This is a genomic window from Streptococcus jiangnanensis (assembly GCF_040888325.1).
GTDB lineage: Bacteria > Bacillota > Bacilli > Lactobacillales > Streptococcaceae > Streptococcus > Streptococcus jiangnanensis.
On record NZ_JBFNFF010000002.1, the window covers coordinates 25,343 to 37,437 of the forward strand.

Annotated in this window: 12 protein-coding genes, 1 pseudogene and 2 other annotated features; of the genes and pseudogenes, 12 read left to right on the forward strand and 1 reads right to left on the reverse strand. The window is 43.6% G+C overall.

Annotation, left to right across the window (positions count from 1 at the left end):
• Nucleotides 1–32: 32 nt before the first annotated feature.
• From AB2B49_RS02860 to trpA, 9 genes are all read left to right on the forward strand, one after another.
• Nucleotides 33–1,259, forward strand: a complete 1,227-nt coding sequence (locus AB2B49_RS02860; RefSeq protein ID WP_049505610.1) for a DegT/DnrJ/EryC1/StrS family aminotransferase — start codon at nucleotides 33–35, stop codon at nucleotides 1,257–1,259.
• Nucleotides 1,260–1,301: 42 nt separating this feature from the next.
• Nucleotides 1,302–1,527: a binding site (T-box leader), on the forward strand.
• Nucleotides 1,528–1,688: 161 nt separating this feature from the next.
• Nucleotides 1,689–2,867 (forward strand): tryptophan synthase subunit beta, encoded by a 1,179-nt coding sequence (gene trpB, locus AB2B49_RS02865; RefSeq protein WP_320691900.1) that lies wholly within the window; start codon nucleotides 1,689–1,691, stop codon nucleotides 2,865–2,867.
• Nucleotides 2,864–3,089: a binding site (T-box leader), on the forward strand. Its footprint overlaps the gene before it by 4 nt.
• Nucleotides 3,090–3,393: 304 nt before the next feature.
• Entirely contained in the window at nucleotides 3,394–4,755 is a 1,362-nt protein-coding gene (trpE, locus tag AB2B49_RS02870) for an anthranilate synthase component I (RefSeq protein WP_320691901.1), read from the forward strand.
• On the forward strand, nucleotides 4,752–5,318 hold the full coding sequence (locus tag AB2B49_RS02875) for an aminodeoxychorismate/anthranilate synthase component II (RefSeq protein WP_049505612.1): 567 nt from the start codon (nucleotides 4,752–4,754) through the stop codon (nucleotides 5,316–5,318). The genes trpE and AB2B49_RS02875 overlap by 4 nt, the downstream gene beginning before the upstream one ends.
• Nucleotides 5,319–5,328: 10 nt before the next feature.
• Nucleotides 5,329–6,333, forward strand: coding sequence for an anthranilate phosphoribosyltransferase (gene trpD, locus AB2B49_RS02880; protein WP_049505613.1), 1,005 nt, complete (start codon nucleotides 5,329–5,331; stop codon nucleotides 6,331–6,333).
• Nucleotides 6,330–7,097, forward strand: coding sequence for an indole-3-glycerol phosphate synthase TrpC (gene trpC, locus AB2B49_RS02885; protein ID WP_049505614.1), 768 nt, complete (start codon nucleotides 6,330–6,332; stop codon nucleotides 7,095–7,097). Before trpD ends, trpC begins: the two co-directional genes overlap by 4 nt.
• Entirely contained in the window at nucleotides 7,084–7,683 is a 600-nt protein-coding gene (locus AB2B49_RS02890; protein ID WP_320691902.1) for a phosphoribosylanthranilate isomerase, read from the forward strand. Before trpC ends, AB2B49_RS02890 begins: the two co-directional genes overlap by 14 nt.
• The gene (gene trpB / locus AB2B49_RS02895) at nucleotides 7,661–8,884 is read left to right on the forward strand and encodes a tryptophan synthase subunit beta (RefSeq protein ID WP_000331265.1); all 1,224 of its coding nucleotides are present in this window, start codon (nucleotides 7,661–7,663) and stop codon (nucleotides 8,882–8,884) included. The genes AB2B49_RS02890 and trpB (AB2B49_RS02895) overlap by 23 nt, the downstream gene beginning before the upstream one ends.
• Nucleotides 8,877–9,653 (forward strand): tryptophan synthase subunit alpha, encoded by a 777-nt coding sequence (gene trpA / locus AB2B49_RS02900; RefSeq protein ID WP_049505616.1) that lies wholly within the window; start codon nucleotides 8,877–8,879, stop codon nucleotides 9,651–9,653. The genes trpB (AB2B49_RS02895) and trpA overlap by 8 nt, the downstream gene beginning before the upstream one ends.
• Here trpA and AB2B49_RS02905 read toward each other — a convergent pair.
• Complete coding sequence (locus tag AB2B49_RS02905) at nucleotides 9,625–10,284, reverse strand: prepilin peptidase (protein ID WP_049505617.1); 660 nt, start codon at nucleotides 10,282–10,284, stop codon at nucleotides 9,625–9,627. The genes trpA and AB2B49_RS02905 overlap by 29 nt on opposite strands.
• Before the next feature lie 69 nt (nucleotides 10,285–10,353).
• Between AB2B49_RS02905 and AB2B49_RS02910 the strand changes: the two genes are divergently transcribed.
• The 3 genes and pseudogenes from AB2B49_RS02910 to AB2B49_RS02920 all read left to right on the forward strand — a co-directional run bounded on the left by AB2B49_RS02910 (nucleotide 10,354) and on the right by AB2B49_RS02920 (nucleotide 12,029).
• On the forward strand, nucleotides 10,354–10,809 hold the full coding sequence (locus tag AB2B49_RS02910; RefSeq protein WP_049505618.1) for a GNAT family N-acetyltransferase: 456 nt from the start codon (nucleotides 10,354–10,356) through the stop codon (nucleotides 10,807–10,809).
• A 103-nt stretch (nucleotides 10,810–10,912) separates the two neighbouring features.
• Nucleotides 10,913–11,438, forward strand: a pseudogene (locus AB2B49_RS02915) (thiol-disulfide isomerase).
• 69 nt (nucleotides 11,439–11,507) lie between these two features.
• On the forward strand, nucleotides 11,508–12,029 hold the full coding sequence (locus AB2B49_RS02920; protein ID WP_320691903.1) for a hypothetical protein: 522 nt from the start codon (nucleotides 11,508–11,510) through the stop codon (nucleotides 12,027–12,029).
• Nucleotides 12,030–12,095 lie beyond the last annotated feature (66 nt).

Genomic DNA, 12,095 nt, shown 5'->3' on the forward strand with positions numbered 1-12,095 from the left:
AGAAAATGAGTACAGATAAAAGGAGCAAATCAATGCCAAATTACAATATTCCATTTTCACCACCCGATATTACGGAAGCAGAAATTGCTGAAGTAGCGGATACCCTGCGTTCTGGTTGGATTACAACTGGGCCAAAGACAAAAGAACTAGAGCGTCGCTTATCTCAATACACACAGACACCTAAGACTGTCTGCCTCAACTCTGCGACTGCCGCTCTTGAGTTGATTTTGCGTGTTTTGGAAGTGGGACCTGGTGATGAAGTCATCGTTCCAGCCATGACTTATACAGCTTCTTGCAGTGTCATCACACACGTAGGAGCGACCCCTGTCATGGTGGATATTCAAGCAGATACTTTTGAAATGGACTATGACTTGCTTGAGCAAGCCATCACTGAAAAGACTAAGGTGATTATTCCGGTTGAGCTTGCAGGGATTGTTTGCGACTATGACCGTTTGTTCCAAGTCGTGGAGAAGAAACGGGATCTCTTTACAGCTGCTAGCAAGTGGCAAAAAGCCTTTAACCGTATCGTGATTGTCTCTGATAGTGCCCATGCTTTAGGATCTACTTACAAAGGGCAGCCAGCTGGTTCTATCGCTGACTTTACTTCCTTCTCATTCCACGCCGTTAAAAACTTTACAACTGCTGAGGGAGGAAGTGCCACTTGGAAGGCCAATCCAGCTATTGACGACGAAGAGATGTATAAGGAATTCCAAATTCTTTCCCTTCATGGTCAAACAAAGGATGCCCTTGCCAAGATGCAACTGGGTTCATGGGAATACGATATCGTTACACCGGCCTACAAGTGCAATATGACGGATATCATGGCTTCGATTGGTTTGGTACAATTGGACCGTTACCCAGCTTTGCTACAACGTCGTAAGGACATCGTGGACCGCTATGATCGTGGTTTTGCGGGTACTCGTATTCACCCACTGGCACACAAGACTGATACTGTCGAATCTTCACGCCACCTCTACATCACCCATGTTGAAGGTGCTAGCCTAGAAGAGCGTAACCTCATCATCCAAGAATTAGCCAAAGCAGGAATTGCAAGTAATGTACACTACAAACCGCTTCCTCTTTTGACAGCCTATAAGAATCTTGGCTTTGATATGGCAGATTATCCAAGAGCCTATGCCTTCTTTGAAAACGAAATTACCCTCCCTCTTCACACTAAATTAAGCGATGAAGAAGTAGACTATATCGTTAAGACTTTGGTGAGAATTTCTGAAGAAATCCTCGGTTCTGGAAAAAAATAATAAAAAATCTTGACAAAAAGCGGACAATAGCATATAATATTCTCAACAAATCAGAAAAGTAACTATGTTTGATCTTCAGGGAGCCTGTGGTGATTGTGAACAGGTGGTTGGAAGTAGTGAAAGTGGGCTGATTTTAAAAATGAATTTGAAACAATGAAAATTCGGTGCGCACACCTTACAGTGCAACTTGTTGTTAGACAAGGCAGAGATGTAAAGGGGAATAGTCCCTTTATAATTGAGGTGGCACCGCGTTACCAACGCCCTCACACGGAATAATTTTCTGTGTGTGGGCTTTTTCTTTCGGTCATTTTGTTTATCTTTTATTAGGGCGTTAAGTCGCTTTGATGAACTTGAGTTCTATCTGCAGCTCCTTGCCTACTACTAAAAGCGAACAAAAAGCCGAATTAATATGGAAAGAGGAAAAATTTTATGACAACTAAAGGTTATTTTGGACAATTTGGTGGAAGTTTTGTGCCGGAACCGATTCAGGCTTTGTTGGATGAGTTGGAAGTGACATTTGATAAATACAAGGATGATCCAGAGTTTTTGGCAGAATTTCGTCATTACTTGAAGGACTATTCAGGTCGCGAAACACCGCTTTATTTTGCGGAAAGTTTGACAGACCACCTAGGTGGAGCTAAGATTTATCTTAAACGTGAAGACCTGAATCACCTTGGTTCTCACAAGCTCAACAACGTTTTAGGACAAATCCTTCTTGCCAAACGTATGGGCAAAAAACGAGTGATCGCAGAAACAGGAGCTGGTCAGCACGGTGTTGCGACTGCAGCTGCTGCAGCCAAGTTTGGTATGGCCTGTGATGTCTATATGGGGGCAGAGGATGTTGAGCGTCAACGTCTCAATGTTTTCCGTATGGAGATGATGGGAGCAACTGTTCACGCAGTTGAAACGGGAACGCGAACTCTCAAGGATGCGGTTGATGCAGCCTTTGGAGCATGGATGAATGACCTTGAAGCATTCTACGTTTTGGGATCTGCTGTAGGACCTCATCCTTATCCTACAATTGTTCATGAATTCCAAAAGGTCATCAGTGAGGAATCTCGTCGTCAAATCTTAGAAAAAGAAGGCCGTTTACCAGAATACGTCATTGCCTGTGTAGGTGGTGGTTCCAATGCTATCGGTGCTTTTTCACAGTATGTGGCTGATGAAGAAGTCAAATTGGTTGGGGTCGAAGCTGCCGGTCACGGACTTGACACAGACAAGCATGCAGCCACTATGACAAAAGGTAGTGTCGGAATTGTCGATGGTATGAAGACCTATGCAGTCTTTAAGGAAGACGGAGAGCTAGCGCCAGTTTACTCTATCTCAGCTGGTTTGGACTATCCAGGGGTTGGTCCAGAACACGCCTACTTCAAAGATTCTGGCCGCGTAGAATACGTAGCAGCAACAGATGAAGAAGCTGTTCAAGCCTTGCTCCTTCTCAGCAAGACTGAAGGGATTATCCCAGCAATCGAAAGTTCGCATGCCATCGCAGAAGCGGTTAAACGTGCACCGAAACTAAGTAAAGATGAGATTATCATCATCAATGTCTCTGGTCGTGGAGACAAGGACGTAGCTGCGATTGCAGACTACCTAGAAGATAAAAAATAAGAGATGGAAAAATTACAGTCCTTTCTCTCACAGAGAGCTTGTGGTTGCTGGAAACAAGCAGAGAAAGCTGTAAGGTTGGGTCCATCTGAAACGAGAGAAGAAAACATAATTCTCAAGGGAGTGCCCTTTATCGCACAGCCTGTTACAGGAGCTTTCTGAGACAGGAATGAGAGATAGGAGAAATCCTATAATTGAGGTGGCACCGCGAATTTCGTCCTCACGCAAGTTATTTTGCGTGGGGATTTTTATATATTTATCGTAGATATGGTCATCAGTTTTAAATTATGCTTCATCATTAGATAGATTTCTATAAAATATTTGCTAACGAAGTGAGCATTGACCCGCTATTTCCCGCTATAGTGGTATTCTAGAGAAGCAAAGATGCTTCTCTAGAACGGAATTTTTGAGACCTAAGTCTCGAAAATTAGGGATGAAATTTCGGAGAAAGTTGCTCCCGTCCGCACTATTTAAGGGAAATAGAAAAAAGACCAAAAATTAAAAATAAGAAATTGAAAGGGAAATTGCAATGGAACGAATCATTCATGGAGATGTCTTATCACCAATCTTGGCTTATATGCGCCTAAAGGGGCAACACAAGGTGATCTTAGAGAGTATTCCGAGAGACAAGGAAACCGCTCGTTTTTCTATCCTAGCCTATAATCCGGTTTTTGAGATTAAGTTTGAAAATGGAGTCCTTTATCAAAATGGTCAAGTGATTGATCGGGATCCCTTGGATTACCTTTATGAAGTAACTCATAAGAGCCAGCATCATTCAGACCTACCTTTTGGTGGGGGAGCTATTGGCTTTGTCGGTTACGATATGATTTCGCTCTATGAAGAAATCGGTCAAATCCCTGAAGATACCATTGGGACGCCAGACATGCATTTCTTTGTCTATGAGAGTTATGTGGTCTTTGACCATAAGAAGGAAAAAATCCATGTCATCGAAGATGCTCTTTACAGCGAGCGTAGTCAAGAAGATTTGCAAGAAGCCTTGAACCAAGTGCTTGAGGAATTACGCATTCCTGCTTCAAATGAATTTGAAGACTTGGATTTATCTCCGCTAGACTTCAAACTGCATATCGCTCCTCAGAAGTTTGAGCAAATGGTCGAAACAGCTCGTGGCTTGATTCGTAATGGTGATATGTTCCAATGTGTGCTCAGTCAACGCTTCTCAGCAGAAGTTACTGGAAATCCATTTGACTTCTACAGAAATCTCCGCGTGACCAATCCATCTAATTACCTCTATTTCTATGACTTTGGGGATTATCAAATCATCGGTGCCAGTCCAGAAAGTTTGGTTTCAGTTAAAAATGGCATCGTGACAACCAATCCGATTGCCGGTACACGGCCAAGAGGGGCTACGGATGAAGAGGACAAGGCCTTGGCGACAGACCTGCTTTCTGATGAGAAGGAAACAGCAGAACATCGAATGTTAGTAGACTTGGGGCGTAACGATATCGGTAGAATTGCTGAAACGGCAAGTGTCCAAGTCACCAAGTATATGGAAGTGGAGCTCTTCCGCTATGTCATGCATTTGACCAGCGTGGTCAAGGGACGTTTGCTTCCAGAACTCACTGCCATGGATGCCTTGAAAGCTACACTTCCAGCTGGAACAGTTTCAGGAGCACCAAAGATTCGGGCCATGAGACGGATCTATGAACTGGAGACGGAAAAACGAGGCGTATACGCAGGAGCAATCGGCTACTTGTCTGCGACGGGCGATATGGATTTCGCCATTACCATCCGAACTATGATTCTCAAGAATCAAACAGCCTATGTGCAGGCTGGGGCAGGGATTGTCTATGACTCTATTGCCCAAAACGAATACCAAGAAACCATTAACAAGGCTAAATCTATGACTAGAATTGGAGAACTAAGACCATGATTTTATTGATTGATAACTATGATTCTTTTACCTATAACTTGGCGCAGTACATTGGGAATTTTGCAGAAGTGCAGGTCTTGAGAAATGATGATCCCAAGCTGTATGAAGAAGCTGAAAAAGCAGATGGTCTGGTCTTTTCTCCCGGTCCTGGTTGGCCGGTTGATGCTGGAAAGATGGAAGATATGATTCGTGACTTTGCAGGTAAGAAGCCGATTCTAGGGATTTGTTTGGGTCACCAAGCTATCGCAGAAGTCTTTGGTGGGAAGCTAGGCTTGGCTCCAAAAGTCATGCATGGGAAACAGAGCAATATCAGCTTTGAAGCGCCATCTGTACTCTATCAAGGCATTGAGGATGGTCGTCCAGTCATGCGTTATCACAGTATTTTGATTGAAGAAATGCCTGAAGACTTTGAAGTGACAGCTCGTTCTACTGATGACCAAGCTATTATGGGAATTCAACACAAAAGCCTGCCGATTTATGGCTTCCAGTACCATCCAGAAAGTATCGGAACGCCAGATGGCTTGTCTTCTATTCGGAATTTTATCGAGAAGGTTGTAAAGTGAGGGAACTAGGATGAAAGAGATTATTGAAAAACTAGCAAAATTTGAAAATTTATCAGGTGTGGAAATGACGGATGTCATTGAGCGTATTGTAACAGGGCGCGTAACCGAAGCGCAGATTGCTTCTCTCCTTTTAGCTCTTAAGATGAAGGGGGAAACACCTGAAGAACGTACAGCCATTGCACAAGTCATGAGAGGACATGCCCAACACATTCCGACTGAAATCCAGGACGCCATGGACAACTGTGGTACTGGTGGAGACAAGTCCTTCAGCTTTAACATCTCAACAACTGCAGCCTTTGTCTTGGCTGGTGGCGGCATTCACATGGCCAAGCACGGTAACCGTTCGATTTCTTCTAAATCGGGTTCGGCAGATGTCCTTCAAGCATTGGGCATCAATCTTGACCTCAAACCAGCTGAACTAGGTAAGGTTTTTGATAAAACTGGCATCGTCTTTCTCTTTGCTAAAAATATGCATCCAGCTATGAAATACATCATGCCAGCTCGTTTGGAACTAGGAATTCCAACGATTATGAACTTGACTGGTCCACTGATTCACCCAATGGCCTTGGAAACACAGCTTCTTGGAATTAGTCGTCCAGAACTGCTAGAAAGTACAGCTCAGGTTTTGAAAAATATGGGTCGCAAGCGTGCCATCGTGGTTGCTGGACCAGAAGGGCTAGATGAAGCTGGCTTGAACGGAACAACCAATATTGCTCTTCTTGAAAATGGCGAAATCACCTTGTCAAGCTTCACTCCAGAGGATTTGGGGATGGAACGCTACGCTATTGAAGACATTCGAGGAGGAAATGCTCAGGAAAATGCAGAAATTTTGCTCAGCGTTCTTAAAAATGAACCAAGTCCATTCTTGGAAACGACAGTTTTAAATGCTGGCCTTGGTTTCTATGCTAATGGTAAGGTAGCTAGTATCAAGGAAGGAGTTGCCTTGGCTCGTCAAGTGATTGCTAGTGGCAAGGCCCTAGAAAAACTCAGACTGTTACAGGAGTATCAAAAATGAGTCAGGAATTTTTAGCACGAATTTTAGAGCAGAAGGCGCGTGAAGTCGAGCAAATGGAACTGGAGGAAATCCAGCCCTTGCGCCAGACTTATCGCTTGGCAGAATTTTTGAAGAATCACCGTGACCGTTTGCAGGTAATCGCTGAGGTCAAGAAGGCTAGCCCTAGTCTGGGAGATATCAATCTCGATGTGGATATTGTGCAACAGGCCCAGACTTATGAAGCAAATGGTGCAGTGATGATTTCGGTTTTGACAGATGAGGTTTTCTTTAAAGGGCATTTGGATTATCTGCGGGAGATTTCCAGTCAGGTAAACATTCCAACGCTCAACAAGGACTTTATCATCGATGAAAAGCAAATCATCCGTGCTCGCAATGCCGGCGCGACAGTTATCCTGCTCATCGTGGCTGCTTTGTCAGAAGAACGCCTCAAGGAACTGTATGACTACGCGACAGAGCTTGGTCTGGAAATCTTGGTGGAGACTCACAATCTAGCTGAACTAGAAGTGGCCCATAGACTTGGTGCTGAGATTATTGGGGTTAACAACCGCAACTTGACCACCTTTGAGGTCGACTTGCAGACCAGTGTAGACTTGGCCCAGCACTTTAAGGAAGGTCGCTATTACATTTCTGAATCTGCTATTTTCACAGGGCAGGATGCAGAACGAGTAGCACCATACTTTAACGGAATTTTGGTGGGAACAGCGCTCATGCAGGCAGAAGATGTAGCCCAGAGAATCAAGGAGTTGCAAATTGACAAAGGTTAAAATTTGTGGATTATCGACCAAAGAAGTGGTAGAGACAGCTGTGTCAGCAGGGGCAGACTACATCGGTTTTGTCTTTGCACCTAGTAAAAGGCAGGTGACCTTGGAAGAGGCTGCTGAGCTGGCAAAGCTCATTCCTGCAGATGTACAAAAAGTTGGCGTATTTGTTTCACCAAGTCGGGCAGAACTGCTAGAAGCGATTGAAAAAGTTGGTTTGGACTTGGTTCAAGTTCATGGTCAGGTAGCAGATGATTTGTTTGAGGATCTGCCTTGTGCCAGCATTCAGGCCGTGCAGGTGGATGGAGATGGTCATGTACCAAGTTCTCAGGCAGACTATCTACTCTTTGATGCCCCTGTGGCAGGGAGTGGCCAGACCTTTGACTGGGGTAAACTGGATACGGCAGAACTAGCTCAGCATTTCTTTATCGCTGGTGGGCTTAAGGAAGACAATGTAGCAAGAGCAATTCAACACTTTACTCCCTATGCAGTAGATGTATCGAGCGGAGTGGAGACAGATGGACAAAAAGATCAGGAAAAGATTAGAAGATTTATAGAGAGGGTAAAGCATGGCATATCAAGAACCAAATAAAGATGGATTTTACGGAAAATTCGGCGGACGTTTCGTCCCAGAAACATTGATGACAGCAGTTTTGGAGTTGGAGAAGGCCTACCGTGAAAGTCAGGCAGACCCAAGTTTCCAAGAGGAATTAAACCAGCTCTTACGTCAGTACGTAGGACGTGAAACTCCTCTTTACTATGCAAAAAACTTGACCCAGCATATCGGTGGAGCCAAGATTTATCTCAAACGGGAAGACCTCAACCATACAGGGGCTCACAAGATTAATAATGCCTTGGGACAGGTTCTTCTGGCTAAACGCATGGGTAAAAAGAAAATTATCGCTGAAACTGGTGCTGGTCAGCACGGTGTGGCAACTGCAACAGCTGCAGCCCTCTTTAACATGGAATGTACCATCTACATGGGTGAGGAAGATGTCAAACGCCAAGCCCTTAACGTCTTCCGTATGGAGCTTTTGGGAGCCAAGGTTGAGGCTGTGACTGATGGTTCGCGCGTGCTCAAGGATGCGGTCAATGCAGCCCTCCGTTCATGGGTGGCAAATATCGACGATACCCACTATATCCTTGGTTCTGCCTTGGGACCTCATCCTTTCCCAGAAATCGTTCGTGACTTCCAAAGTGTCATCGGTCGAGAAGCTAAACAACAGTACCGTGACTTGACAGGACAAGACTTACCAGATGCCCTAGTAGCCTGTGTTGGTGGTGGTTCTAATGCTATCGGTCTCTTCCATCCATTTGTAGAAGATGAGTCAGTAGCCATGTATGGAGCTGAAGCAGCAGGACTTGGTGTGGATACAGAGCATCACGCAGCGACTTTGACCAAGGGTCGTCCAGGTGTCCTTCACGGTTCTCTCATGGATGTGCTCCAAGATGCTCATGGTCAAATTCTTGAAGCTTTCTCTATCTCAGCAGGATTGGACTATCCTGGTATCGGTCCAGAACATTCTCACTACCACGATATTAAACGTGCCAGCTATGTTCCTGTGACAGACGAAGAAGCCTTGGAAGGATTCCAACTCTTGTCTCGTGTGGAAGGAATTATCCCAGCCTTGGAATCAAGCCACGCCATTGCCTTTGCAGTGAAATTGGCCAAAGAACTTGGACCAGACAAGTCGATGATTGTCTGCCTATCCGGTCGTGGGGACAAGGATGTAGTTCAAGTCAAAGACCGCTTGGAAGCAGATGCAGCAAAGAAGGGAGAAGCCCATGCCTAAGACTTTAACAGAAAAATTGAACGCTATCAAAGCAACCGGAAAAGGAATTTTCGTTCCCTATATCATGGCTGGGGACCATGAGAAAGGTTTGGATGGTCTCGGTGAAACAATCCACTTTTTAGAAGATTTGGGTGTTTCAGCTATTGAAGTGGGCATTCCCTTTTCAGACCCTGTTGCAGATGGACCTGTGATCGAAGAAGCAGGTTTGCGCAGTCTAGCTCACGGGACTTCTACTCAGGCTTTGGTTGAAACCTTGAAAATCATTCAGACTGAGGTGCCACTGGTCATCATGACCTACTTCAACCCCCTTTTTCAGTACGGTGTGGACAAATTTATCAATGATCTGGCAGATACAGCAGTTAAGGGCTTGATTATCCCAGACCTGCCTCATGAGCATGCCAACTTTGTAGAGCCCTTTTTGGCAGATACAGACATTGCCTTGATTCCCCTAGTTAGCTTGACAACAGGACTCGAGCGTCAAAAAGAGTTGATCAAGGAAGCTGAAGGCTTCGTTTATGCTGTTGCCATCAATGGGGTGACAGGGAAATCAGGAAATTACCGTGCAGACTTGGACAAGCACCTGGCGCAATTGCATCAAGTAGCTGACATCCCAGTCTTGACAGGTTTTGGTGTTTCTAGTCAGGCTGATGTAGAACGCTTCAATGCGGTGTCAGATGGCGTTATCGTCGGTTCGAAAATTGTAAAAGCTCTCCACCAAGGAGAGCCGATTGAGGACTTTATCAAACAAGCAGTAGCTTACAAAAAATAATCACACAAACAGCAAGTAAGAGGAAAGGCACAAAAGGAAGTCTTTCCTTTTTCTTTTGCAGGAGAAAAGCTAGGATCCCCGTCGCAGAAGCAAACTGGATCAAGATGAGTAATTCTGTCACACTAAAAACGAGAGCGCAAGAAGCTAGAAAGAGAAAATCCCCTGCGCCTATGCGGATATCGATAAAATGAGCCATGATTCCGAGAACAAGGAAGAAGAGCATAATCAGACTCCAACCACAGAAAGCCATGAGGATTAGGTGGAAAGTCATCCAGACCAGTAAGGGATATTCCTGATGACGAAAGTCGTAGATACCCAAGGTCAAGCCAGCAGTGATGAGGATGACTTGACCCAAGGAAAGCCAGCCCAAAGACCAAGCTAGAAAGAGGAGTCCTAAGCCGAGTTCAAAGAGGGCATACCAGAAAGGATAGTGTGCCTTGCAGTAGCGACAGCGAAAGCGATTGAAGAGCTGAGAGAGGATCGGAATTAGGTCTAATGGACACAAGCGAGTCTGACAGGAATTGCAGTGGCTAGCTGGTCGAATAATGGATTGCTCAGGGAAACGGTCAATGACCAAACCCAAAAAAGAAGCGAGAATACTCCCGACAAGAAAAAAATAAAGATCAATCATACTTATCTATTCGTAAAAAATAAGAGAAGTAGTATAATAAAGAAACATTGATAAGATGGTGAGGTCAAGATGACAATTCGTTTTGAAGAAAATGTGAGCACAGAAAATGCTCAGCACGTATGCCAATGGTCCAACTCCCTTGGCAAATCCTTTCAAGAACAATGGATGGGAACAATGATTCCTTTTCCCTTAACAATTCAAGTCTTGCAAGATTTGGAAGGAATTTTTTCAATCTTTGATGGACAAGAGTTTGTGGGGCTTATCCAGAAAATCAGGCTAGAAGACAGGAATCTTCATATCGGGAGATTTTTTATCAACCCTCAGAAGCAGGGGCAAGGCTTAGGTAGCCAGGCTTTAAGAAAATTTGTTAGTTTGGCCTTTGAAAATGAAGACATAGACACTATTTCTCTAAATGTCTACGAGGCAAATCAAACAGCTTACAAGCTTTACCAAAAAGAAGGATTTGAAATCGTTCGAATGGTTGAAGTACCTATACGAAAATACATCATGAAAAAGGGCAGATAGCAGTCACATGGGGCTAGAGTCCCAAGGATTTTCAAGGAAAAGGAAGTTATCTTTCAAAGTTAGAAACAAGACTTCTATGATTTCTTAGATAGAGGAGATAGACATGTCGAGACCTAGAAAAATACGAATCTTGCTCGCTTCTGTACTTGCCCTAGTTGTTGGTATCACTCTTTATTCTCAGTATCAAAGCCACCAAGAATGGTTCCAATTAAAGACTTCCTTTGAAGAAAAGGACACTATAGCCGTCTTAAAACATTTAACGGCGTCAGGGAAATATGCGTCTGACATGCGAAAAGCAGGCTATATTGTTCCTCCCGACGGTGCCATTCGCTTGGATGGAGGAATTGACTCCATAGGGATAAAAGGAGACATTGATTTCAAAATGTTGAATCTTGGTAGGGATGAAATCTCTGTTTTATTTGAAACAAGGGTAAATGAGGAAAAAATAAATGTCTACTATATTTTAGATAATCAATTAACCCTAAAACGTAGTTACTATTCTCATATTAGTAATCAAAAAAAAAGAAGATGTGAACATCTCTCAAGCCGAAGAAGAACGCCTATTAAAGATTGTTCGAAAAGAGTTGAAAGCTTTTCTAGATAAGATGTATCAGACTTTGTATGGTTGAGCTTATAAGTGAGAAATGAACACGAGACCTTGTTCAGGATGTCAACGATGATAAGAAAGGGGGACAAGAATGTTTACAGAATTGCTCTTTATTGTCTCTTTACTGTTACTTTTACGTTTGTTTAAAAGTAGGCGCTCACGAATGATTATAGGAGTCTTGTATAGTTTGCTGCTAGTCTGGTTTGTCTTTTCCGTTTTGAACTATGGCAAATACACTCTTCAACCAGGTCAATCCGTCAACTTAAGAGTAAATCCCAGAACACAAGATTTGGAATACTATTCAATCTTCATCTTGAAGAAAAACGATTCAAGTAAAATTAAATTAACTGGCTCAAGTGTTTGGAGTGAAAGAAACGGCGATGTTTACTATGAAGTAGAGGAACAAAAGATTATAAAAAGCCATGGTTTCGATGAGGAGGATGAAGAACTTCCAAACAATCAAGCAGATATTTATTTAGAAAAAGATGGAGTTGTTGTGAGTTACCAAGGTGAAAAAGTGTTTGATGCCACCAATAACAAGCCCTACACGATAACCATTACCAATGTAGACAACCAGCCAGCCCAATTTGAGGCTCAGGTGGTGGATAAGTAAGTCTAGTAGCGTATAAACGTTTCAATTCAATAAAAAACATATTATTTTAAGTAAGCAAAAAAACCT

Coding starts and splice junctions, on each gene's coding strand:
- AB2B49_RS02875 (WP_049505612.1), top strand. CDS start 4,752: ATGATTTTATTGATTGATAACTATGATTCTTTTACCTATAACTTGGCG.
- trpE (WP_320691901.1), top strand. CDS start 3,394: ATGGAACGAATCATTCATGGAGATGTCTTATCACCAATCTTGGCTTAT.
- trpD (WP_049505613.1), top strand. CDS start 5,329: ATGAAAGAGATTATTGAAAAACTAGCAAAATTTGAAAATTTATCAGGT.
- AB2B49_RS02905 (WP_049505617.1), bottom strand. CDS start 10,284: ATGATTGATCTTTATTTTTTTCTTGTCGGGAGTATTCTCGCTTCTTTT.
- AB2B49_RS02910 (WP_049505618.1), top strand. CDS start 10,354: ATGACAATTCGTTTTGAAGAAAATGTGAGCACAGAAAATGCTCAGCAC.
- trpA (WP_049505616.1), top strand. CDS start 8,877: ATGCCTAAGACTTTAACAGAAAAATTGAACGCTATCAAAGCAACCGGA.
- trpC (WP_049505614.1), top strand. CDS start 6,330: ATGAGTCAGGAATTTTTAGCACGAATTTTAGAGCAGAAGGCGCGTGAA.
- trpB (WP_320691900.1), top strand. CDS start 1,689: ATGACAACTAAAGGTTATTTTGGACAATTTGGTGGAAGTTTTGTGCCG.
- trpB (WP_000331265.1), top strand. CDS start 7,661: ATGGCATATCAAGAACCAAATAAAGATGGATTTTACGGAAAATTCGGC.
- AB2B49_RS02920 (WP_320691903.1), top strand. CDS start 11,508: ATGTTTACAGAATTGCTCTTTATTGTCTCTTTACTGTTACTTTTACGT.
- AB2B49_RS02860 (WP_049505610.1), top strand. CDS start 33: ATGCCAAATTACAATATTCCATTTTCACCACCCGATATTACGGAAGCA.